The following is a 23227-nucleotide window of genomic DNA, read 5'->3' on the forward strand; positions in this document are numbered from 1 at the left end:
TGTGCCTGATGTATAAAGCACCAGCCTCATTTCAGAGGTATTTGTTTCGGCTTTAATCTCCTTACGAAGAATCTTTACTGAAGTATCGCTGGAAACAACGATTACTGTTCCAAAACGCTCAAAAAAACCATCTTCAAACCTTAAGTACTGTTTTTTCGTTGCAATTATATTATTAATGCATGCCGCATCAAGAATTCGTTCAAGGCTCAACCCTGGCAATTCGATTGGCAGGGGTATTGCAATGTTGCCTGACCGGTATACTGCCATAAGTATCTTTATGTAGTGCATGCCGGACTCAGCCAGTATTGCAAATCTGCAGTGCTCAAAGTCAGTCAGAGATGAGGCAATTATGTTTATATCCTCATCAAGGCAGCTGTAAGAAATGGAATTTTTACCATCTTCAAGGGCAGTTTGGTGAGGAGTTTTTCTGGCGTGTTCAGTGATATAAGCATCAATAATCATGCCCTTCACTTCACCAGTATGGTTATCAGGTCAGTGATCCCCTGTAGAGAATCGAAATTCTCCGGTGTCAGCATATCTTCAGGAATTTCGATAGAATATGTTTCACTAATATAGTCTATCAATTCGAGTAAACCGATAGAATCTATGATGCCGTTCTGGGTGAGAGAGTCACTATCTCCAAGAAGAGTCCCCCGCTCCATGAACGAATTGTCCTTCAAATAATCAATTATGCCATTCTTTATCTGTTCCATTCAATCATACCCCTTTACTCAAATTAGATTATTAGTCTCACGTAACATATTTTGTATATAGTAGTTGAAAACCCCACAGGTAATTATGTAATACAACTATATAAATAATTTGAAACTAATTATTGCTGGAAAACTCATTGGAAAAAAGAAATTCAATAGCTTTTGAACGTATAAGGTTATGGCAATCGATTTAAACACATACATATAAATGCAAAAGTTGAAGAGAAATAATGAAGTTGAAGAGAAATAATGAAGTTGTTTTAAGAAGTTAAAAAGGATTATTCCTTGATATCTTATGCTTTTTTAGCGACTTTATCAAACATTTTTGCCTCAACTATAATTGATTTTCTCAAGGTGACTTATATTAATAGTATGTGGACCCGAATCAGTAATGACAGAAAAGATGTATTTATTGTCTAATACATAGCTTGAATAACAGATATTATTAAAATCCGGCTCTTTACTGAAAATGGAAAACATGTTTTTATTAGAAAACTTACAATAAGCTTCTTTCATAGTCCACATCTTCAAAATGTCGGCTTCAACACCCGATTTATCGGCGCATGAAGATGTTTTTTGAAAGTATTTCAAAGTATTTTTTAGTTCCAGCGGTCTTTTAATTTCGACATCAATACCAATCTCAACTTTTGATATTGCAAGGGTTACAACATTTTCAGAGTAGGATATGCAGATGTGAAACTCTTTATGGTTGAGTATATGGACTTTTCCACACTCATCTTTATAAGTAGAGATCTCCAAAGCCAAACTTTTGTTAAGGAGATGGCATAGAACATGTTTCAAAACTGTTCTGGAGACAATATATCTTTTTTTGAAATATATTGTTTGAAGTTTATCCAGCTGTTCACTTTCGATGCTGTTGAGACATTCCACACTCAGTGTGTCATAATTATCCAGATCAATAAGAAAGATAAGAACATCGTTTTGTTCCCATAACTGGGGTATATTCCCCAGAGAAACTGAAGAGAGTGTCATAAAATTCTCAGTACACATGCAGCTCACAGTATATTTACTACAATTGACTGTATATAAAAACCTATATTTACAACTGGTGACAAAATATAAAAGGAATTTCGATTTTCTTTCAACCAAAAATCCTGAGTTCGGTGGTAGTTATTCCCCCAGGATCAAAAAACATAGGAATTTACTCTATATATATATTATTTTTGTATTCTATTCTTAATAAGCCAATCTTTACCCATCAATTTTTATTTGTTACCAGTCAATTTGTATTTATTGCCCATCAATTTTTATATTATACTCGTCAATTGTTATTAGATACACGTTGATTTTTATTTGTTATTTTTCCACCAACCTTAATTCATAACCCTGATCTGAAACGGCGCAGGTGTCATGGCAGAATTTATTTTGAACGACAGAAGAAAGCCCCTGAAAAGAAGAAGAAAGAAACAAAAAAAGACCTGATAAGTCAGGGCAAATTATCTCAAATTCTCCAAACTCTGATGAATTTGTGGGCATCACAAATTATATTTTTTTTAAAAATTAGGACTATTTTTTTAAAAATTAATATATAAATATTGTATATAATATAAGAATTGTTATAAAAATGGGAGTTTTCAAAGAAAATGGTATGGAAAGATCAAGCACTTCCCGGGGAAAGAAAAAAACTCCCAGAAGTATATTTTGAAATTTAATAATGAGAATTGAATATGTTTGAAAAATAGAATTTACGAGGTCCTCAGACATCCTGAATAGATGAATAAAACTCAGGTTACTTACTCAGGTAATTTAAACCAGATAACTTAGTCCGTGATTACCAGATAACTTAGTCCGTGATTTATACTTTCAATTTTCCTTTTTCTAATTATCCCCTGTCGTCTTCCTGCTTGCAGGCTGAATTGACAGCATTAGTTCAAAATTCTTTCCACAAATTTCTACTGTAAACTACTTATACATAAGATCTTATTCTGCAATACTAGAATCTTCAAGCAGGGCACTATTTCAGTATAGTAACTGACAGTTAACCTTCACTACATTCCTGTTGTTGTTAGGCTGAAGGTTAGAGAGATAAAAATTATGAGATATCATCCTTTTCTAAATTGATCGGGGGATCCACATAACATATCTGTATATCCGTAATATACTTCAATATAAATATTTAAAAAAAAGTAATCCTAAAATATATAAACGATAAGGATATAGGGTATTCGATTCTTAGCACCCCTACGTAAGGGTAACATCTGTTTAGAAATAACAACAGAATGGGATGAATAACGTATTTAAAGAATATAACTCAAATAAAAGAATATAACTCAAATTATCATTAAAACTGAGGTGTCCGAAACTGCAGACTGCGGAAGAAAGAGTAAGAGCGAGATTGATAAAGTATCTCGGCAGGGATGAAAACGGGATACGCAAGGTTGTGCTCAACCTCTTCCTGACCGGAGACAAGTTCACCACCGGTGAAGTTTATGACTACCTTGATAAAGGAAGATTCGAGGTAAGTTACCGGGGAGTGTCAGCCATGGTCGGGCTTATGAATACAAGGCTCGGTATCCTGAGCATAAATGTCACCGGCGACCACAACGTGTATTCCCTGAAAGATAGTTACAAGAACATTGTCGGCTCTGTTCTTGAGAACTATTGATTTTTGATGTTTGAAAGCTGTATTAAGTTCTAGTTTTAAGAGGTTTGAATAAGCTCCCTAAGTCCGGGCGTTTATTTCAAACGAGAATAAATAACCTCTATCGAAAGTTTTCGAAATCCTCTTAACTGTCTTTAATTATTTGTGTGAAAAATTAAATAGACAGATTTTTATATAACATTCTTTTTTTCTTAATAGTCTGTGTGAGTGAAATATTTGTGCGCACGACTATTATTTGTAAGACTATTATAAAAATCCCATTCAAAAACCCCCCCACTAATTAGAATACTGCTCTGATCAACCCCTCAATTAGAGTATTCGGAAAAACAGGATTTACTATTTACTAAAGAGCTTATCCCATAACTCAGAATTTGCTTCTTTAGACCTCATATTTTGAGTAAGCGATCGAGCTTCTGATCAGGAAGCATTTCTGAAAACCCTGATTCTCAAGAGTGGAAACTCTTGATTCAAGAGTGAATTATTCCTGGACAAGCTCCAGAATAAAGCACAAATCCTGATTTCTGAGAACATGCCGCATTTGGATAGTTTAACCTATATTATAGAGGGATACGATGAGTGAGACAGGAAACAGTTCTCTGGAAATCAAAGCAGATCTCCAGAACCAGCAAGTACAGTTATCAAAAAGCGATATTTTCGGAGTCCTCCAGAACGACAGGCGAAGATGCGTCCTGGAAATCCTCCGCAGCCAGGGAAACCAGAGCATACGTTCACTTTCTGAAGAAATAGCCCGCCTGGAGTCCGGCGAAGCCGACCCAAAGAGCACAGTCAGAAAAAGCATATACGTCTCCCTGCTCCAGACCCACATCCCCAAAATGGAAAACCTGGGCGTCATCATCTACGACCGGGAACACGACAGCGTAGACCTTCTCCCCGCGTCCCGCAACTTTGACATCTACATGGAGACCGTCAAGAAGGGCGATATGCCGTGGAGCCATTTCTACCTGGGCCTGAGCGCCCTCGCCGTCGTCGGCAGTGTCACAATCTATGCCGGGCTCTTCGAATGGGTCACAAGCTCCCAGTGGATGCTCTTTACAAGCGGGCTCTTCATGGCTTCCTCAATAGCCCACACGCGCCACGTCCGCAAACTCGAAGAGTGAACTCCCATTTTGCTCCTTATTCCCTCTTTTTTTCAGGAAAATTTCCCACAGTCACCTGATAGCGGTAATCTTCCATTAAGCTGGCGTTAATCCCTTAAATCCACGTTTTTCTCAAATTTTCCATCCCCCTCCTGCGGCAGCCAGCCTGCACCTCTCCTCTTCCTCACCCGTGCCCCTCTTCTGAAATTATATATAAAAGATTTGGATCTGAATATAAAAATCAATAGAGTACCTTCAAAAAAACTCGAAAATATCCCGTTACTCCTTATCCCGCCTCATTAATTGTTTGTTACTACCCCTCAAATCCACAACGTCTTATGATAGTGTTAACCTTCAATTACCCGCCCGAAATTTCAGTTAACTCGCCAATAACTATCTTAAAACGATCCATAGGAAGGAGTAGCTCAGATTTGCTGAATTAAGGGAGTGAAAGCTGGAATATTTCCTATGTTGAACCCCATCAGGTTCATACTTCATTTCCAGTGATCCCATAGCAAAACGAGTGAATTACGATCAAAATTGGAATAGGTATTTAGAAAACAGGTATTTGAAAGAGGTTTAAATAATGCTTAACAAGAAAATGCTTTTAAGTATACTCATTATCGGCACTGTTGCTGTTGTAGCAGGTGCCGGAACTTGGGCACAGTTCACAGCTATAGCTACAAGTGATGATAACACTTTTACGGCTGGTCAAATGTCAATTTCGACATCTACTACTTTTGCGCAAGAAAATATTTACCCTAGCCAGTCATTCCTCACTAGTCCAGCAATTACCATTGCAAATGATGAGGCTAGTCCTGATGCCATAAGACAGATAGCTCTAAATTTAACCGCTATTGATGGCGATACAGACAAACCTATCAGCACTTATATCAATGTAGATAATGTAACTATCACTCCAGCTGACGGAGAGGCAGTAACAGTAGAGGTTAATGATTTACTTACTGATCTTTCTAACCCGTCTATTATTATAGTCCCAGTGACACTACCTATTGGTACTGATGCAAGTGTTGTATTCGGTTGCACTTTCCTGGAAGATGCTCCCGACTCATGTCAGGGTGCAAGCAACAACGTGGACATCACTTTCGTTGGAAGCCAGTTTCAAGAGCCAGTTGAATAATAACTAAGATTCTGAAATGGATTTAAGAAATCCATTTCATAAATTTTTTTGGGGTGGGTAATTTATGAAAAAGAGACTTAGTACAGTTATATACATCACCCTGGTTATTCTTTTGGCAGTATCTGGTACTCTCGCTCAATTCAAAAGTGCAACTACCTCCCAAGGTAACACTCTCGAAGCAGGAAAACTAATACTTTACATGCATGATACTGACGAGGATATCTCCACAGAATGGCATATGGAGAATATGGCTCCAGGTGTCTCAGAATATATAGGTGGAAATTTGCAGCTTTACAATAATGGTAATATACCTGCTGATAATGTGGAGATTCTATTCAATACCCAATGCACTGAAAAAGATGAGACTGTTTCAGACGGTGTCATTCGTAAGTATATAAAAATAAAATACATGGTGTACACAAGTCCTGGAAATTCCCAGATAAAGCTTGTAGATGGAAACGGTAATCCAACATCTGCTCTCAAAGCAGCAATCCCAGATTTTGAGGACAACGGTAATGGTTACGTGGATCTTGAAGATCTGGATGGCAAAACAATAAAAGGGCTTCCAGCACCTCCAGTAGGTGGAAAAAAATATTGTGTATTTGGAATGAATACTTACTTTGACGAAAGTGCCACAAACGAATGTCAGGGAGATAAATGTGACTTAACTTTGACGTTCACTATGAAACAAAAATAATGTATATTTCAAAAAATGTGAACATATATATGTTCGCATTATTTTTTAAATCAAAAACTGATATTTATGAATATAAATAATATTATGATGCGATTTTTAATTTCCATTCAAGTGATACTTATTATCTTTGCTGTGATTCCAACAGGCTCAGGTGAATTCACGGCTGTGACAGAAAGCGGTATGGGACCTGCAATAACAATCGGGGACAAAAATAATTGCGTCACTGCTCATAAAGATCTGGTAGGTGTGCTTTTTAAGATCCCATGCATAGACACACTTGTTTATTCTGTATGTACTCCAGATAATATTAAAGCTGGAAAACCGAAGCTAAAAGTAAATGGTGCTGATACCGCCTCCACCCTTTTTATAGCTGTGAATATTGCCCCGGGATATGGTGAGAACCGCTATGGAATGATTCAAATATAATATCAAGAGGTTTTTTTGCCAAGAATGGTTATTGGGGGAAATGACTATAGACCAATTCCCAAACTGAAATTTATAAATTATATTTTTATCATTCCTATGTAACTCTTTCAAATGCAGGTTCAACCCCTGGAATCCTGACCATAAAAATTGCAAACTTAAGGGAAACCGCAGGTCTCGATGGAAGATCGGATCTGGCTTCAAATTTAAATCTTCGGATTACACGTCCTGACGGAACTCAACTGGTAAGCTGTCTTGTTGGTGCGATAAAGAACCGAAGCATTTCATTAGGGATGCTTGATAAAAAAGGTTCTGAAGGGGATTCTCAAACTATTAATTGAAACAAGTGTTGATAGAAGTGTGGGAAACAATAATCAGGGAGAAGGTGTCATATTTGATATTGAATATAGTCTGGAGCAGGAACGGTGCCACACATAATTATTTTTAGAAAAAAGCTGTTAAAAACCGTTGATATAAAACATGAAAAAACTAGAGAAATTTATCTTAGTGCTGCTGATCATTATAGGCCTTCCAATTATCTGCACTATGGTCCCAACAGGCCCGGTCAAATTCATGACTGTGACGGGGAGCAGTATGGAGCCCACAATAACGGAAAGCGATATAGTTGTGGTCAATACTGCAGAAACGCAGCCTGAGGTTGGGGACATTATGTCTTTTCGCCACATATTTAATGAAAATCAGAGCTTCATAGTCACACACAGAGTGGTAAAAGTGGTAGATGGGGAGTATGTTACGCAGGGGGACGCATACTCCAAACCTGACGGTTTCATCGTTGCTCCCGAAGACGTGATGGGGGTTATGTTTTTCAAGATTCCATACATCGGGGCACTCGTTCATTTTGCAGGAACTATAAAAGGACTTTTAACACTTGTGATCTTACCTGCGCTTATACTGATCTTTCAGGAAGTGCGTGAGATTATCGGGCTCATGAAAAAACAAAAATGAGAGCTTGCCTCATTCGATTATTCGCTTTCATATTTGAACTCACGGGCTTTTCTGCACCTGTTTTTTAAGCTTGCCTGCGGCAGAAAGCCAGAAGGCAAATACTCCGGAAAAATTTTAGCTAATTATTTGTAGAAAATCCGGATTTCTTATTCTACATATTAATATATTATAAGTAAATAATTTAAATAAAAATTTTAGAGAGGTTTTCTCAAAAAAAGATCTCTGATTTTTCCTTTTAATTACCCAAACTTTTTTAAATAATTATTAATTGGGAAATATTAATTCCAATTAATTTATATACCATTTATATGTACCCATTTATGAATATTTATGGGAGTTATTGATCGAGTGTGATAAGATAAACAAATTCCCTATGCATGAAAAAACGTACTGAGATCTTCATGATTAAGGTTTTCAGCAGCTTCCCCCACAACCGCATATATCTTACATTCCCTACCGGGCACTTTTGAGCTAATTTGCTGTATGAATAACCCGTTTTTTGGGATTTTGGGGTATAGACATCAAAATAACCCTGCCGTCAGGTTTATTTCTCCATCCCGGACAGAGCTCGGAATCTGAAGGCGGGATGTGCATATCTCACTGGAAATCAAAATTTAGATATTTGGGATCTCAAGACCTGGGTATTTGAAGCACAGATTCAGGCATATTAGACGTTATGAATAATATGTGAATTAAACAGCTGGGGTTTTTCGGGATTTAAAACAGCAACCATTGGTGGTGGATCAAAAATGAGGGCGTTCAATAAAATATTACTTTTGGGATTGGTGTCGTTCTCTCTTATCTTCACATGCAGTAATTTCCCCTTATTTACAGGTACTTCTGCTTCTTTCAGTGATACCGAACACACGAGTGCTGAGATCATCGCAGGCATCTGGGACACCGAAGCCAGCCTCGTAGGGCTCTCTGAATTCAACCTTCTTGGAGATGGCGAAAACCTCCAGAGAACCACTGAAGGTGCAATAGGGGATCAGAATTCAATAACCACTTTCATTACTTTCCTGAATGAAAATTCTTCGGATAATGAAAGTTCAACAGACAATCTAACGGATAATTACTCTGCAATAGAAAACGAGACCTTTAACCTTACCAATATCACTAACCTGACCAATATCAATGATCTGACAAATGTCACTAACCTGACCAATATCACTAATCTTACCGATTCTGTTAACCTTACCGATTCTGCTAACCTTACCGATTCTGCTAACCTGACCAATACCTCTGACCTGACCAATACCTCTGACCTGAACAGGACTGTTTCCCTGGAAGAAGCCAGTAACAACACAGGTAGCCTGGATCTGGGAACCGGGTCAGGTTCCGGAGGCGGGTCTGGAAGTTCGGATAAAGATGAGGAAGTCGAGGGAGTCCTCCCTGAAGCAAGCTTCATCAGTAGCGCCACATCCGGGAACGCTCCCCTGACGGTGCAGTTTACCGACCTCTCGGAAAATGCAACAGGATGGGAATGGGACTTTGGAGACGAAGCCAGTTCTTCCGAGCAGAATCCAGTGAACACTTATTTTACAGCAGGGACCTATACCGTTACCCTGACCGCAACCAATGAAAACGGTACGGATTCAAAAACAGATACAATAACAGTTCTGGAACAACCGGAAGTGGTACTTCCTCCTGTTGCCGGCTTCAGCAATAATGTCACCGAGGGAAATGCTCCCCTGACAGTGCAGTTTACCGACCTCTCGGAAAACGCAGCAGAATGGGAATGGGAATTTGGAGATGGTTTTACTTCCCCCGAGCAAAATCCCGTGCATACTTACTCTGCAGCAGGAAATAACACAGCAACGCTTACAGTAAGCAATGCAAAAGGTACGAATTCGACTTTTGCAGCAATAACAGTCCTGGAGCCGGTGTTTCCGGTTGCAAACTTCAGCAGTAATGTCACATCCGGGAATGCACCCCTGACTGTGCAGTTTACAGACCTCTCGAAAAACGCAGAAGAATGGAACTGGGACTTCGGAGACGGGGCTGTTTCTCCTGAACAGAATCCAGCGCACACTTATTCTGAAGCAGGAAACTATACCGTTACCCTGACCGCAGCCAATGCAATTGGTACGGATTCAAAAATTACAGTAATAACGGTTTTGGAACAACCAGAGCAGCCAGTCCTTCCTGTAGCGGACTTCACCAGCAATATCACATCCGGGAATGCCCCCCTGACTGTGCAGTTTACAGACCTCTCGGAAAATGCAGAAGAATGGAACTGGGACTTTGGAGACGGAGCCAGTTCTCCCGAGCAGAAACCGGCTCATACTTATTCTGAAGCAGGGACCTATACCGTTTCCCTGACCGCACGCAATGAAAACGGTACTAATTCAAAAACGGATACAATAACGGTTCTGGAACAACCGGAAGTGGTACTTCCTCCGGTTGCCGGCTTCACCAGCAGCATAACAAGGGGTTCGGTTCCCTTTTCGGTGCAGTTTACAGACCTCTCGGAAAATGCAACAGGCTGGAAATGGGACTTCGGAGACGGCTCCGTTTCTTCTGAGCAGAACCCGGCACACACTTACTCAGCAGCAGGAACCTACACCGTAACGCTTACGGTAAACAATACGGCTGGAACGGATACAGAAACAAGAACCGGCTATATAAAAGTGGGAATAGCTTCCTCCATTAAACTGACCGATTTAACACTGGATGGTGAAAACTCAACTGGCGCTACAACAAACTCAGGAGCTTTTACGGCAAACCCTGAAGACTCATTCGGGCAGATAGGCGTCAGGGATGAAAATGGAATCTTCTTCAATCAGCCCTCTTCAATCAGCCCTCTTGGGAAAATATCCATACCCCTGCAACTTGGGATCAATAATTTTTCCCTTGTAGCCGACGGATTTTATCCAGAAAATGAAAATTATGGTGCAGTGCTCTTCTTTGACGGAGTCTCGGTCTCCCCTCAGGTAGCGGTTTACAATTCCAACGGCGGTACAGGGGCTTTTTCTGTACAGCCTGCAGGCACTGATATAACTGGCAGTGCTGAAGGAGGCTCATCTTTAGATAAAGCACCTGGCTCATCGTTCTATGTTACTCCTGACGGGACAAAAGTAGAAGTGTTAAGCTTTGTTCTAGATTCAAAGAAAGGGCTTACAGATGAAGTTACAGGCGAAAATCTCGGTGCAAACGGAGTCCCTGATACCATCGCAAAAATCAGCCTGAAAGTAACTCCTTCCGTCACAGTTCCTCTAGCTTCATTTTCCGCATCCCCTGTTTCCGGAACAGCCCCGCTGAATGTAGCGTTTACTGACAGCAGCTCAGGCTCTCCCAACTCATGGAACTGGGACTTTGGAGACGGGGCTGTTTCTCCTGAACAGAATCCAGCGCACACTTACTCTGGAGCAGGAAAGTACGCAGCAACGCTTACAGTAAGCAATGCAAACGGTACGAATTCAACATTTGCAGCAATAACTGTCCTGGAGCCAGTGCTTCCCGCTGCAAACTTCACCACCAATGTCACATCCGGGAATGCACCCCTGACTGTGCAGTTTACCGACCTCTCGAAAAACGCAGAAGAATGGAACTGGGACTTCGGAGACGGGGCTGTTTCTCCTGAACAGAATCCAGCGCACACCTACTCCACAGCAGGAAACTATACCGTTTCCCTGACAGCAGCCAATAAAAACGGTACGGATTCAAAAATTAACACAATAAAAGTATTGGAGCCGCCAGTCCTTCCAGTAGCGGACTTCACCACCAATGTCACATCCGGGAATTCACCCCTGACTGTGCAGTTTACAGACCTCTCGGTAAATGCAGAAGAATGGAACTGGGACTTCGGAGACGGAGCTGTTTCTCCAGAACAGAATCCAGCGCACACCTACTCCACAGCAGGAAACTATACCGTTTCCCTGACAGCAGCCAATAAAAACGGTACGGATTCAAAAATTAACACAATAAAAGTATTGGAGCCACCAGTCCTTCCAGTAGCGGACTTCACCAGCAATGTCACATCCGGGAATGCACCCCTAACGGTGCAGTTTACCGACCTCTCGAAAAACGCAGAAGAATGGAACTGGGACTTTGGAGATGGAACCAGTTCTCCTGAGCAGAAACCAGCGCACACCTACTCTGCAGCAGGGAACTATACCGTTTCCCTGACCGCAACCAATGCAAACGGTACGGATTCAAAACTTGCAGTAATAACGGTTTTGGAACAGCCAGCGCAGCCAGTCCCTCCAGTAGCGGACTTCACCAGCAATATCACATCCGGGAATGCCCCCCTGACTGTAAAGTTTACAGACCTCTCGGAAAATGCAGAAGAATGGAACTGGGACTTTGGAGACGGAGCCAGTTCTCCCGAGCAGCACCCAGCACACACCTACTCCGCAGCAGGAAACTATACCGTTTCCCTGACAGCAGCCAATGCGGATGGTCAGAGTACGAAAACAGGCCAGATTTCCGTCAATGAAAACCCCGTAGATAGCTCAGGGAATGAAAGTTCTGTAGATGATTCCGGAAATTGAAATTCCAGCGCGGAAATGAAAAACATGAAGAAAAAAGAGATTCTTCAGGCGGCAATTGTCCTGCTCATTGCGGTGTTTCTGGCAAATGCCTTAATTCCATTCTTTACAGGCTCAGAAAAACCTCTGATAGTGTTGAGCGGGAGCATGGTTCCGGTGATGCTGCCTGGAGATATGGTCATTTCAAGATCGGTCGGACCAAATGAACTTGTGGCAGGGGACGTCATGGTTTTCCGTGACCCGGGCGGCAGACCTGACACCTTAATCACACACCGAATCATTTCCATAGAAGAAGGAGAAAAACGTATTTTCCATACGAAAGGAGACGCAAACAACGCAGAAGATATGTTTGTAGTTCAGGCTTCAGATGTTGTTGGAAAATTAGTTTTTGTACTCCCTTTTGTAGGGTATCTGCCCGATATGTTAAAACATAATAAAAATATTTTTCTATTTACAGTTATACTGCCTGCAGGTCTGCTCATTCTCGATGAAATAAGGAACTTGATTCTGTACAGCAATCCAGCCCGCGCCAGAAAAGTAGAACGGGAACGAAAAAAGATTGCCAGGAGAACTTCTTATGCAGTTAGAGGAAAAAGGCTGGCAACGTTTATTCTTATAAGCGGGCTTATTTTTACAGGTGTAGTGGCGCACAACCTTGGGGAAAACGGGTCTGTAGTCCTTGGAAAGGAAAGCACAATAAAGAATCCCGGATCTCTTTCCCGCGTATATGTTATAACGCCTGATGACTACGGGAAAAGAATGGATATCCATTTCTGGTATGGCGTGCTTACCCCGGCTAATGAGACTCAGGCTTATGAGAATCAGGCTGATGTTCCAGAAGGAGTGATTGCTCCGTCTACCTGGACCCAGATTAATGAAACTAAGGTTATTGCCCCTGAAAATACGCCTGCAGCGATCAGTACGGTCCCTTATATTCTGCCGGTCTTCTGGATAATTTCACTTGCGGAAATAAACCCCTATCTTCCCGCTCTTGCAGAAGTTGGGCTCTATACATTCCTTCCTGCGCTGCTTCTGATTCCCCTGTGGTACAGGAAATCGGTTATTGGCAGAAAGAAGAGGAGAATAAAATTCCGTCGTCTGGTTGCACAGTGGAAAAGGACCCTCCATCTGGTCTGAACTTAAAGAGGCACCTTTAACAGCATCCTGTGATGCCTTATAGAAGGAAAAAACTCTCCCTTTAAACTTGAGACTAAAAAATAAAGGCGAAATAATGAAAGTGTGTGAGTGTCTGGAAAAATATCAATTGTTATTGAGGGAATACCGCTGTATAGCACATGAAATAAAAACAGAGTCAGAGGGGTTGATACACTGGAAACTATTTTTCTTAAACTTAAAAACATCTTAATAGACAAGGCGAAAATATTTACCTTTGTATTCTTATTGATGCTGGTTTTTTCCGGGTTCTGGATGTATGAGGAATATTCAGGGGCGTCATATGAAGAAGAGAAGGTTACTTCCTATACGCAGCGCGGCAATTATACCTATTCAGCCTCTGTAACGGAGCTAAACCCCCTCTACCCGGAAGGAACCAGGCTTGAAATGGGAAAGCCAGCGTACTTCTTTTCCGTGTCTCCTACCCTGGACGTTTCCTTCGTATACGGCATTGAAGCTGCAGATTCTGCTGACCTCAACGTGGAGGCTGAGACGATGATTGTGGCAAGCGGCAAGGAAGGGTCCGGAGAAGAGCAGAAAATATTCTGGCAGAAGAAATTCCAGGTTGGCGATTCAAAAACTGTTAAAATGAAAAATGGAGATACTCTTACCTCTGATTTTACCCTTGACGTGCCTGAAACCCAATTAAAAGCCAAAGCGGTGCAGGATCAGCTGAACTATTCCTCGGACCCGACGATAGAAATTGTTACTACCATCAACTATGAAGGACAAATAAATGGGGAGAATGTTAAAGGTACTAAAAATTTTGCTATACCTGTCAACATCGTTTCTACATACTATCAGATGCCTGCAGAATTGGGATTCAGCGAAGACACGTATAAAAATGTAAAGGTTAAAAAAGACCCTTCAATATCAACGATCAAATTTCCTCTGCTCCTGTTCCTGTTAAGTACAGTCCTGGTGGGAGCGTTTATTCCTGTAAGGAAAATGAGTAAAGTTGATCCGGAATACATCGAAAAACTGGAAAAAGAAAGTAAAAAATCACCTTTTAAAGAATTCATCAGCGGGGGTAAAATTCCCGAAAACAGGAATTCTCTTCTGAAGGTTGAGATTTCTTCACTCGAGGACCTCGTAGATGCTGCTGCTGATATGAATGAAAGGGTAATCCATGATGCAGGATCTGGAGAATATTTCATAATTCATAATGGTGCATTGTATATTTTCTTCGATGCACCTTCAGAAGAAGAATGTTAAAATAATTCAGGATCGATGCTGGGATTTTAGTTGGAAAGTTATTGTTATGAAACTATCCTTTATCTCAGTCTTCTTTATTTCTTTGTTATCAAATCTGGAATACTGCAGAAGACTTCGATTTCCCTCTTATTTTTCTTTGCGGGAATTTTTCCTCAACCTTTTCCCGTTATTTCCCGCATAAACTCTTTCCCCTCCAACTCCCTTCGAACTAATCCCCTTTCTGATTATACCCGGTTCCCATGGATATCCTCTAACTGCATATGATCAGGAAATCCAGAAAAAATTCCAGAAAAAAATGATTTGGTATTTCTCTTTGAGAGTAGATCAGTAAAGTATTTCTCTTTGAGAGTAGATCAGTAAAGTATTTCATGAATTAAAATTAATTTAGTAAGAGAGAAATTCCCGTGAGAGATTAATTCCCTCTATTATGAGTATTCTCATAGGGGTAATAGAAACTCTCCATAGACGCTTTCCCAGCAAAAGAGATATTAATTATCCTGAACTAGAGGGAATACTGAATTTCACATAGTAAATGATCACATATAGACAAGCCTGGAACCGATATATTTTAGGGGGAAAACAGATTATTAGCTTAAAAATGGTACCGTGGAATACAGGAGTCTTTAGGGCAGGGCTTCGCTTCATGAAAAACCGGACATTCAGCGTGTTCTACCAGAAGTATGAGCAGATGCTTGAAAAGGAAATTTTAAGTTCTGAAATCCCTGACCACATAGCCGTGATTATGGACGGAAACCGCAGATATGCAGGACAGCTGGGAAAAGCTCGAAGTTTCGGGCACGCCATGGGAGCAGAAGTCACTGAACATGTCATTGAGTGGTGTCATGAGATAGGAGTGAAACAACTTACCCTTTATGCTCTTTCTACAGAGAATTTTCACCGTTCGGAAGAAGAAGTTGATGGGCTCTTCAACCTGATAAATGATAAATTTTTGAAGCTCTATGACGACAAAAGGACCTACGAAAAAGAGATGCAGGTCAGGGTAATAGGGGACAGGACAAGACTACCGGCTTTTCTGAATGAGTCAATTGAAAAGATTGAGAAAGCCACCGAACACCACAGGAAATTCAATTTGAACGTGGCGATTGCTTACGGGGGCAGACAGGACATAATACAGGCAGTCCGGGATATTGCAGTATGCGTTTCGAGTGGAAAACTTTCTCTTGAAGACGTGGATGAAAACCTGATCTCAAAACACCTCTACCCCGCTCCTGGAGTGTCCGTCCCGAATGTGGACCTGATCGTCCGTACCGGAGGAGATGAAAGAGTTTCCAACTTCCTGCCATGGCAAGCTAATGGTAGCGAGTGTGCAACTTATTTCTGCGCTCCTTTCTGGCCAGAATTCCGAAAAATAGATCTTCTTCGCTCGATCAGAGTGTATCAGGCCCGAAAAGACGAAAAAAAATGGGAACACTCAGACCGTGCCTCAAAAGTTATAAATTTCCTTAGAATAGGAAAATGCGGGGAAAAAGTGAAGAACTCGGATAGCTTCTGCCAGTAAAAAAGCAGAGAGTATCCAGAGATATTTTAAGTCTGTAGAAAACAGGATACCTGAATGGAGTCGATTACCTCTCCCTGCTACTTTGCACCGAGAAAGGGGTATCCTGCTTAATAAAATGAACAATTAGTCTCTGTTAACCTGTAAGTTCCATAATCACAAAAAATTTTTTTATCTTTTTTTATCTTTTTTATACTCATAGATCCCATTTTCCTGTCATTCCAAAATTTCTTCCTGCCCTGAAAACTGCCGGAAAAACAATCCCTAAAACAACCCTTAAAAGTACCGATATATTGATATTCCGGTGACGACTATGTGAATTGGGGAAAGTTTGGCCATACCTAATTTTTCAGTTCCCGAGGCTATCAAATAACCCTGAGAACTTATTGCGGATCCAAAAAATACAAAATATATTGCCGGAATAAAGCTATCCGGAAAGGTTATCCAGAAAAGGATCAAATATTTTGTATTTACTGATTTAGATACGGGGAATTATAATGGGCACTTGTAGAGGATTAAACCCTTACTCCTGCAGAGCATGTATTTTAAAGGTCAGAGAACCGGATGATGCTATATCTGCCTATCCTGTAAACTGGATAAAAAAGATTTTTAAAGACTCCGGCGCCCATAGTTCTCAAGCTTCCAGAGAGGCTATCGAGACCGGCAGTTCAGATGAAGGAAAAGCTACATCTCGGAAAGGGGTGGACCTGAACAAGGAAACTATCTCAGCCTCTGAACTGCAGAAGGAGCTGGAGTCCGGAGCTCCTATTCTTATCCTTGATGTCAGAGAGGAAAGTGAACTTTCCGGAAAACTGGGGCATCTTGAAAACTCGGTAAATATCCCTGTTGGAAGCCTGGAAAACAGGATTTCGGAGCTTAAAAATGTAAGAGACAGGGAAATAATAGTCGTATGCCGTTCCGACATACGGGCGGGAAGAGCTGCTGAGATTCTTACCCGAAATGGCTTTGAGAAAGTAAAGATCCTGAGAGGAGGCATTATTGCCTGGAGAGATCTGAAAGCATAGGAAAAACAGGAGGGATTGTACTGGGAAAAGAACAAAGAAAACCTAACCGCCTGATTAACGAAAAGAGCCCTTATCTTCTACAACACGCCTATAATCCTGTGGACTGGTATCCCTGGGGAGAAGAGGCTTTTGAGAAAGCCAGAAAAGAAAACAAGCCTGTTTTTCTCTCAGTCGGGTACTCGACCTGCCACTGGTGCCATGTGATGGCGCATGAGTCTTTTGAGGATGAAGAGGTTGCAAGACTCATGAACGAAGCTTTTGTTTCCATAAAAGTGGACCGAGAGGAGCGACCGGATATTGACAACATTTACATGACTGTCTGCCAGATTATTCTTGGAAGAGGGGGCTGGCCTCTTAATATCATTATTACTCCGGATAAGAAACCCTTTTTTGCAGGCACCTATATTCCGAAAAAATCACGCTTCAACCAGACAGGAATGCTGGAACTGGTGCCCAGGATAAAAGAAATCTGGAACCAGCAACATGAAGATGTACTTGATTCAGCTGAAAAGATTACATCTACCATCCAGAACATGATTATAGAGTCTGCAGGGGAAGGACTTGAGAAAGAGATAATCAAAGAAGCTTATGAAGAACTGCTGGAGTCATTTGATACCGAATATGGAGGCTTTGGAGGGGCTCCAAAGTTCCCGACTCCGCACAAACTTTCCTTTTTGCTCCGTTACTGGAAAAGCAGCGGAAACCCTGAAGCCCTCCATATGGTAGAACATACCCTGGACAATATGCGCAGTGGAGGAATCTATGACCAGCTGGGCTCGGGTTTTCATCGTTATTCCACGGACAACATGTGGCTTCTGCCTCACTTTGAGAAAATGTTATACGACCAGGCTCTTACCGCAATTGCATACACTGAAGCCTATCAGGTTACAGGAAAAGACCTGTATAAAGAAACAGCAGAGGGTATCCTTGATTACGTTCTGAGGGACCTGACATCTCCGGAAGGCGGGTTTTACTGCGGGGAGGATGCAGATGTTGAAGGGGAAGAAGGAAAGTACTACCTGTGGACCATAGAAGAGGTCCGGAGCGTCCTTGGCCCTGAGGATTCCGAATTGATAATTGAAATGTTCAATTTGAAGGAGGGAGGCAACTTTGAAGAAGAAATAAGAGGCAGGGAAACCGGAACAAACCTCTTCTACATGGCCCGCTCTCCAGGTTCCCTTGCAGCCGAACTTAAGATTCCCGTAGAAGAAGTGGAAAACCGGGTAAGAAGGGCCAGAGAGAAACTCCTTGCAGCCAGATACGAACGCATAAGACCTTCAATGGATGACAAGATCCTGACCGACTGGAACGGGCTTATGATTGCAGCTTTTGCAAAAGGTTTCCAGGTTTTCGGGGAACAAAAGTATCTGAAAGCCGCAGAAAAAGCCGCAGATTTTATTATGGAAACCCTTTACAGCCCCGGCAACAGGTTACTTCATCGTTACAGGGATGGAGCTGCAGGAATTTCCGGAACTTCCGATGACTACGCCTTCCTGACACATGGGCTCCTGGAACTTTATGAGGCAGGGTTCCAGGTGAGGCACCTCAAAGCAGCCGTTTCCCTGAACAGGGAGTTGTTTGAACATTTCTGGGACTCGGCTTCCGGGGGGCTCTATTTCACAGCCAATGATAGTGAATCCCTTATCTTCAGAAAAAAGGAGTTTGCAGATTCAGCAATACCATCCGGAAACTCAGTTGAAATGTCGAATCTTCTGCGCCTTTCCAGGATAATTGCAGAACCTGAGCTCGAGGAAACTGCTGACAGGCTCGAACGCGCATTTTCAAAGCTGATCAGGAAAGCGCCTTCAGGGTACACTCAGTTTCTGTCTGCCCTTGATTTCAGGCTGGGATCTTCATATGAAGTAATTATTTCAGGAAAGCGCGAGTCTCCGGATACGGTACATATGCTCGAAGAGCTCTGGAGCTACTTCGTACCTAATAAAGTGCTGGTTTTCAGGCCCGCAGGAGAAAATCCAGAAATTGCAGACCTTGCAAAATATACAAAAGAACAGCTCCCAATTGAGGGAAAGACAACTGCATACGTCTGCCAGAACCATGCATGCAAGCTTCCTACCACCGAAACCAGCGATATGTTAAAGATGCTGAATGTTTGAGTTTCGCACTCAGCTGGATACAGGCTTCAGGATGGATACAGGCTTCAAGCTAGATACAGGCTTCAAGCTGGATTGTAAAAACTCAGATTATGTATTGCAAAGTCAAAGAAATGGAGGATATAGAGAATGAAAGAATACACACTTGAAGAACTTTCAGAGTACAACGGGAAGAACGGCAAGGTTTACATTGCATATGAAGGCCAGGTATACGATGTATCAGACAGTTATCTGTGGGAAGACGGAACTCATCAGGGGCTCCATGATTCAGGAAAGGACCTTACAGAAACTATGGATGAAGCCCCTCACGGCTCTGAGGTAGTTAAGGATTATCCTGTTGTAGGAACTCTTAAGAAATAACCTGTTCATTGGGAGTATATATACTATTTAAATAAAACCCAATATCTTGAGCTAAGGAGCTGTTACTGTAAAAGACGAAATCGCATCAGCTATTCCCCACGAACCGGAAGAGGGAGCAGAGGGGACTTCTCTAGAAAAAATAGGACTTGAAAAAGAAGAATGTCTCAGACGGTTGAAGAAGTTTTTTGATTCACAACCCCTTGCCGTTCTGGCGACTCAAAACGGAACTGCACCTTATGTAAGCCTGGTTGCCTTTGCCGCGAATGAGAAGCTTACGTATCTTCTTTTTTCAACTACCAGGGCGACCAGAAAGTACTCAAACCTGCTGGCAAACCCTGAGGTTTCCATATTGATTGATAACCGAAAAAATACGATAGAAGATTTCCGGGACGCAATGGCAGTAACAGCCCTGGGAAGGGTTGAACCTATAGAAGATTTCGAACGCAGTATAATGGAAAAAATCTATTTGATGAAGCACCCGTACCTTACGGACTTTCTGAAATCTCCTACAAATGCTTTTCTGAAAATCAGAATAGAAAAGTACATTGTAGTTACCCGTTTCCAGCATGTTGTAGAAGTTTCGGTTTGATATATTTATAATCAGACCTATTTATAATCAGACCTTTTTTATTCAGGTCTGAGATTTTTAGTTTTTCAGGGAACAAGATCCCCTTTTTGCCCGGGCAAATAAGGAATACAAGGAATACAGAAAAGGTATCCAGCCAGATATGGGGAGGGCAGAATTAAGTAAAACTCAAACCCTGGGAGGCAAACTACGGGAAAATGGCTCATACCTATCGAAGAGATCCGGGAAAATACCGGAAAAGTCTGCGGAGGAAAAGCTTCTGTCCTCGGGACCCTGCACAGGGAGGGGATAACTGCCCCTGCAGGTGTTTGCATCTGCACTGAAGCCTACGAGACATATGTTGACAGGACAGGGCTCAGAGGCAGAATCCTCCTTGAACTTAGCCGAAAGCCTTTTGAAGAGATGCGCTGGGAAGAACTCTGGGACATTTCGGAAAAAATTAAGCATATGTTCATCCGAACCCCCTTTCCCGGGGAAATGGAAAAGGAACTGGAAGTGGAGTTTTCCAGTTATTTTGAAGAAAAAGCAGTTGCAGTCAGATCTTCTGCCCCCGGGGAAGACAGCGCAAAGACCTCTTTTGCAGGGGTGCATGCCTCATATGTCAATATTCGTGGAGCCCGGGCTATCCTGCGGCACCTCCGCCTTGTCTGGGCTTCCCTCTGGTCGGATGCGGCTCTCCTGTACCGAAAAGAAATGGGGCTTGATATTCTCAGCAGTGCAATGGCTGTGCTGGTCCAGGAAATGATAGAAGGCAGAGTATCCGGAGTTGCTTTTGGGGAAAATCCGGATAACGAGTCCGAAGCCGTTATCGAAGCTGTGTACGGGCTTAACAGGGGGCTTGTTGACGGGACTGTGGAACCTGACCACTGGGCCCTTGCCAGAAAGACAGGAAGCATAAAAACATACATGCCAGCTGAACGGGAAAAAGCGGTGTTTTCAGGAGAAGAGGGTACGGAACTTAAAGCCCTCCCTGAAATTTTTCAAAAAAACCCGCCTCTAACCCCTGCTGAGGTTCTGGAAGTCTTTGAACTGGTCCGAAAAACAGAAAACCTGTTCGGAACCCCCCAGGATATAGAATGGACCTTCAGGGGCTCAACCCTTTATATTCTCCAGGCAAGACCGATAACCACCCTCCAGCAGGAAGACAGGGATGAAAAGAGGCGCTGGTACCTGAGCCTCAGGAGAAGTTTCGAGAACCTCAAAGAGCTCAGGAAAGCCATAGAGGAAAAATACATCCCTGCCATGCAGGCAGAAGCCCGGGTTCTGGAAAAAGAAAAGATTGAAAAACTGCCAGATTCTGCCCTTGCGGGAGAAATAGAAAGAAGGGCTGAAATCTACAGGAAGTGGTATGAGATTTACTGGGAGGAGTTCATACCTTTTGCTCACGGAGCCCGCCTTTTTGGGAAAGTCTACAATGAAACCTTAAACCCGGAAGATCCCTATGAGTTTGCAGACCTCCTTTCCGGAACTGAAATGTTAAGCCTCGAACGGAACCGGAAACTTGAGGAGATTTCCGAAAAACTCCGAAAGAGCCCGGAACTCATGAAGGCGACAAAGGAGCAGATTGAGGCTGAGGAAACTATCCCGGAAAAAGAGAGCAGGTATGAGCCAGGGACCAGCCTTGCGGGGGAAACAAGATATTCAGATACAAATAACCGACATTCAGATACAAATAGAACTGAGTTTAAAGAAAGACCTGAAATTGAAACTGAGAGAAAAGCCGTAACTGAATTTAAAGAAGAACTTAACTCTTTGATCTCCAGATACGGAGGAAGCTATTCTGAAAGCCCCGGGGCAAAAAAAGGCCTTTACAGGCTGCTCCTTGAGATGGCTCTCCATCCCCCGGTTCCCGTGCATGAAGAAAAAAAAGGCAGTGACCAGATACAGCACCTGAAAGAAAAATTTTTATCCGGCTTCGAAGACAAAAATAAGAAGTGTGCAGCCGAACTGCTCGACCTTGGTCGTGCAAGCTACCGCCTCAGGGATGACGACAATATCTATCTCGGGAAAATAGAGGCTGAACTCAAAAGGGCGTTTTTTGAAGGCAGAAAAAGGGTAATTGAAAGAGGTTCTGGAGAAGCCTGGCTTCCGGAAGTTCAGGCTTTTTCTGCCCCAAAACTCACAGCAGAGCTTACAAAAACTCTTCGAGACCCTTCTTATAGCCCTGAATGGAAAAAACAGCCGCAAAAGTCAAAAATCTTCCGGGAAAAGGTAAAGCCAAGGCAGCTTCTGGGAAACCCTTCCGGGCGAGGAGTAGCCGAAGGATTTGCAAGGGTTATCCTGAAAGAACCAGACCTTTTTAACCTTAAAGCAGGGGAAGTCCTTGTCTGCGACGCCGTAGACCCCAATATGACTTTTATCGTGCCCCTGTGTTCTGCAATTGTGGAGCGCAGAGGAGGGATGCTGATCCATGGGGCAATCATTGCACGAGAATATGGGATTCCCTGCGTTACCGGCGTCCCGGATGCAACAGGACTCATAAAAAACGGAGACTACCTCGCAGTGGACGGATACCTGGGGATCGTCACGGTACTGAAGAGGCGGGAATAAAAAAATTCCGAAAAAGATCCTTACTTCGCCATCTCGCAGGCAGGGAGACCAGCCAATTTCAATCGGCATTAAGTATAACTGCGATAAACCCTTATCTCCCTCTCCATGCTCATAGGACTCACAGGCACGCCGGGTACGGGAAAAACCTCGGTAAGCAAGCTTCTCGAAAAAAGAAGGCAGTGGAAGGTAATCTACCTTAATGACCTGATTAAAGAAGAACACCTCTACACTGAGGTTGATGAAAAAAGGGATTCAGTAGTCGCGGATATGGAACTTATCCGAAGCCGCCTTCTTGAGCTTACTGATGAAATGGAAAGAGAGTCTGTAAACAAAGTGGTAATTCTTGAAAGCCACCTTGCTCACTATATTGCAGATATTATTATCGTACTGAGGGCATACCCGCCGGAACTGAAAAAAAGGCTTGAGAAGCGCGGGTATTCCGAAGAAAAGGTAAACGAAAACGCAGAAGCCGAATCAATCGATTTGATCCTGGCGGAAGCTTTTGAATGGTGCGAAAAAGTTTTTGAGGTAAATACAACCG

Annotated in this window: 20 protein-coding genes; 16 read left to right on the top strand and 4 right to left on the bottom strand. The window is 42.3% G+C overall.

Going from position 1 to position 23227, the window contains the following annotated elements:
* From PHF18_RS16025 to PHF18_RS16035, 3 genes are all read right to left on the bottom strand, one after another.
* Positions 1-462 (bottom strand): AMP-binding protein (locus PHF18_RS16025; protein WP_300104548.1); only part of this gene is annotated, 462 nt, incomplete at its 3' end.
* A 5-nt stretch (positions 463-467) separates the two neighbouring features.
* Positions 468-713 carry an acyl carrier protein gene (locus PHF18_RS16030; protein ID WP_300104550.1) on the bottom strand — a complete coding sequence of 82 codons (246 nt, stop codon included), beginning with the start codon at positions 711-713 and terminating at the stop codon, positions 468-470.
* A 330-nt stretch (positions 714-1043) separates the two neighbouring features.
* Positions 1044-1706, bottom strand: coding sequence for a hypothetical protein (locus PHF18_RS16035; RefSeq protein ID WP_300104551.1), 663 nt, complete (start codon positions 1704-1706; stop codon positions 1044-1046).
* A gap of 1363 nt (positions 1707-3069) precedes the next feature.
* On the opposite strand from PHF18_RS16035, the gene PHF18_RS16040 reads away from it, so the two are divergent.
* Together PHF18_RS16040 and PHF18_RS16045 are read left to right on the top strand one after the other, a co-directional pair.
* Positions 3070-3339, top strand: a complete 270-nt coding sequence (locus PHF18_RS16040) for a DUF2551 domain-containing protein (RefSeq protein WP_300104553.1) — start codon at positions 3070-3072, stop codon at positions 3337-3339.
* A gap of 569 nt (positions 3340-3908) precedes the next feature.
* The gene (locus PHF18_RS16045) at positions 3909-4454 is read left to right on the top strand and encodes a hypothetical protein (RefSeq protein WP_300104554.1); all 546 of its coding nucleotides are present in this window, start codon (positions 3909-3911) and stop codon (positions 4452-4454) included.
* Positions 4455-4540: 86 nt separating this feature from the next.
* Here PHF18_RS16045 and PHF18_RS16050 read toward each other — a convergent pair whose 3' ends face one another.
* Positions 4541-4678 carry a hypothetical protein gene (locus PHF18_RS16050; protein WP_300104556.1) on the bottom strand — a complete coding sequence of 46 codons (138 nt, stop codon included), beginning with the start codon at positions 4676-4678 and terminating at the stop codon, positions 4541-4543.
* A gap of 341 nt (positions 4679-5019) precedes the next feature.
* Here PHF18_RS16050 and PHF18_RS16055 point away from each other — a divergent pair, with 341 nt between their 5' ends.
* The 14 genes from PHF18_RS16055 to PHF18_RS16120 form a co-directional block, all read left to right on the top strand.
* A complete protein-coding gene (locus PHF18_RS16055) occupies positions 5020-5574 on the top strand; it encodes a SipW-dependent-type signal peptide-containing protein (RefSeq protein WP_300104557.1) in 555 nt (184 codons plus the stop codon).
* Between the two features lie 64 nt (positions 5575-5638).
* Positions 5639-6271, top strand: a complete 633-nt coding sequence (locus PHF18_RS16060) for a TasA family protein (RefSeq protein WP_300104558.1) — start codon at positions 5639-5641, stop codon at positions 6269-6271.
* Between the two features lie 66 nt (positions 6272-6337).
* Positions 6338-6697: a hypothetical protein gene (locus PHF18_RS16065; RefSeq protein WP_300104559.1), complete on the top strand. Its 360-nt coding sequence runs from the start codon at positions 6338-6340 to the stop codon at positions 6695-6697.
* Positions 6698-7174: 477 nt separating this feature from the next.
* Complete coding sequence (locus tag PHF18_RS16070) at positions 7175-7660, top strand: signal peptidase I (RefSeq protein WP_300104560.1); 486 nt, start codon at positions 7175-7177, stop codon at positions 7658-7660.
* 749 nt (positions 7661-8409) lie between these two features.
* Positions 8410-12153, top strand: coding sequence for a PKD domain-containing protein (locus tag PHF18_RS16075; RefSeq protein ID WP_300104561.1), 3744 nt, complete (start codon positions 8410-8412; stop codon positions 12151-12153).
* 24 nt (positions 12154-12177) lie between these two features.
* Positions 12178-13287, top strand: coding sequence for a signal peptidase I (locus tag PHF18_RS16080; RefSeq protein ID WP_300104562.1), 1110 nt, complete (start codon positions 12178-12180; stop codon positions 13285-13287).
* A gap of 267 nt (positions 13288-13554) precedes the next feature.
* Positions 13555-14538: a DUF5305 family protein gene (locus PHF18_RS16085; protein ID WP_300104564.1), complete on the top strand. Its 984-nt coding sequence runs from the start codon at positions 13555-13557 to the stop codon at positions 14536-14538.
* Between the two features lie 598 nt (positions 14539-15136).
* Positions 15137-16057, top strand: a complete 921-nt coding sequence (gene uppS / locus PHF18_RS16090) for a polyprenyl diphosphate synthase (protein WP_367279209.1) — start codon at positions 15137-15139, stop codon at positions 16055-16057.
* 494 nt (positions 16058-16551) lie between these two features.
* Complete coding sequence (locus PHF18_RS16095; protein WP_300104565.1) at positions 16552-17079, top strand: rhodanese-like domain-containing protein; 528 nt, start codon at positions 16552-16554, stop codon at positions 17077-17079.
* Between the two features lie 53 nt (positions 17080-17132).
* A complete protein-coding gene (locus tag PHF18_RS16100) occupies positions 17133-19193 on the top strand; it encodes a thioredoxin domain-containing protein (protein ID WP_367279210.1) in 2061 nt (686 codons plus the stop codon).
* 126 nt (positions 19194-19319) lie between these two features.
* Positions 19320-19550, top strand: coding sequence for a cytochrome b5 domain-containing protein (locus tag PHF18_RS16105; protein ID WP_300104566.1), 231 nt, complete (start codon positions 19320-19322; stop codon positions 19548-19550).
* A gap of 172 nt (positions 19551-19722) precedes the next feature.
* Positions 19723-20139, top strand: a complete 417-nt coding sequence (locus tag PHF18_RS16110; RefSeq protein WP_300104568.1) for a pyridoxamine 5'-phosphate oxidase family protein — start codon at positions 19723-19725, stop codon at positions 20137-20139.
* A 285-nt stretch (positions 20140-20424) separates the two neighbouring features.
* Positions 20425-22686, top strand: coding sequence for a PEP/pyruvate-binding domain-containing protein (locus PHF18_RS16115; RefSeq protein WP_300104576.1), 2262 nt, complete (start codon positions 20425-20427; stop codon positions 22684-22686).
* 105 nt (positions 22687-22791) lie between these two features.
* The coding region (locus PHF18_RS16120; RefSeq protein WP_300104570.1) for an adenylate kinase family protein at positions 22792-23227 on the top strand (436 nt) is incomplete at its 3' end.

The sequence above is a fragment of the Methanosarcina sp. genome, from assembly GCF_028693135.1.
Taxonomy (GTDB): domain Archaea; phylum Halobacteriota; class Methanosarcinia; order Methanosarcinales; family Methanosarcinaceae; genus Methanosarcina.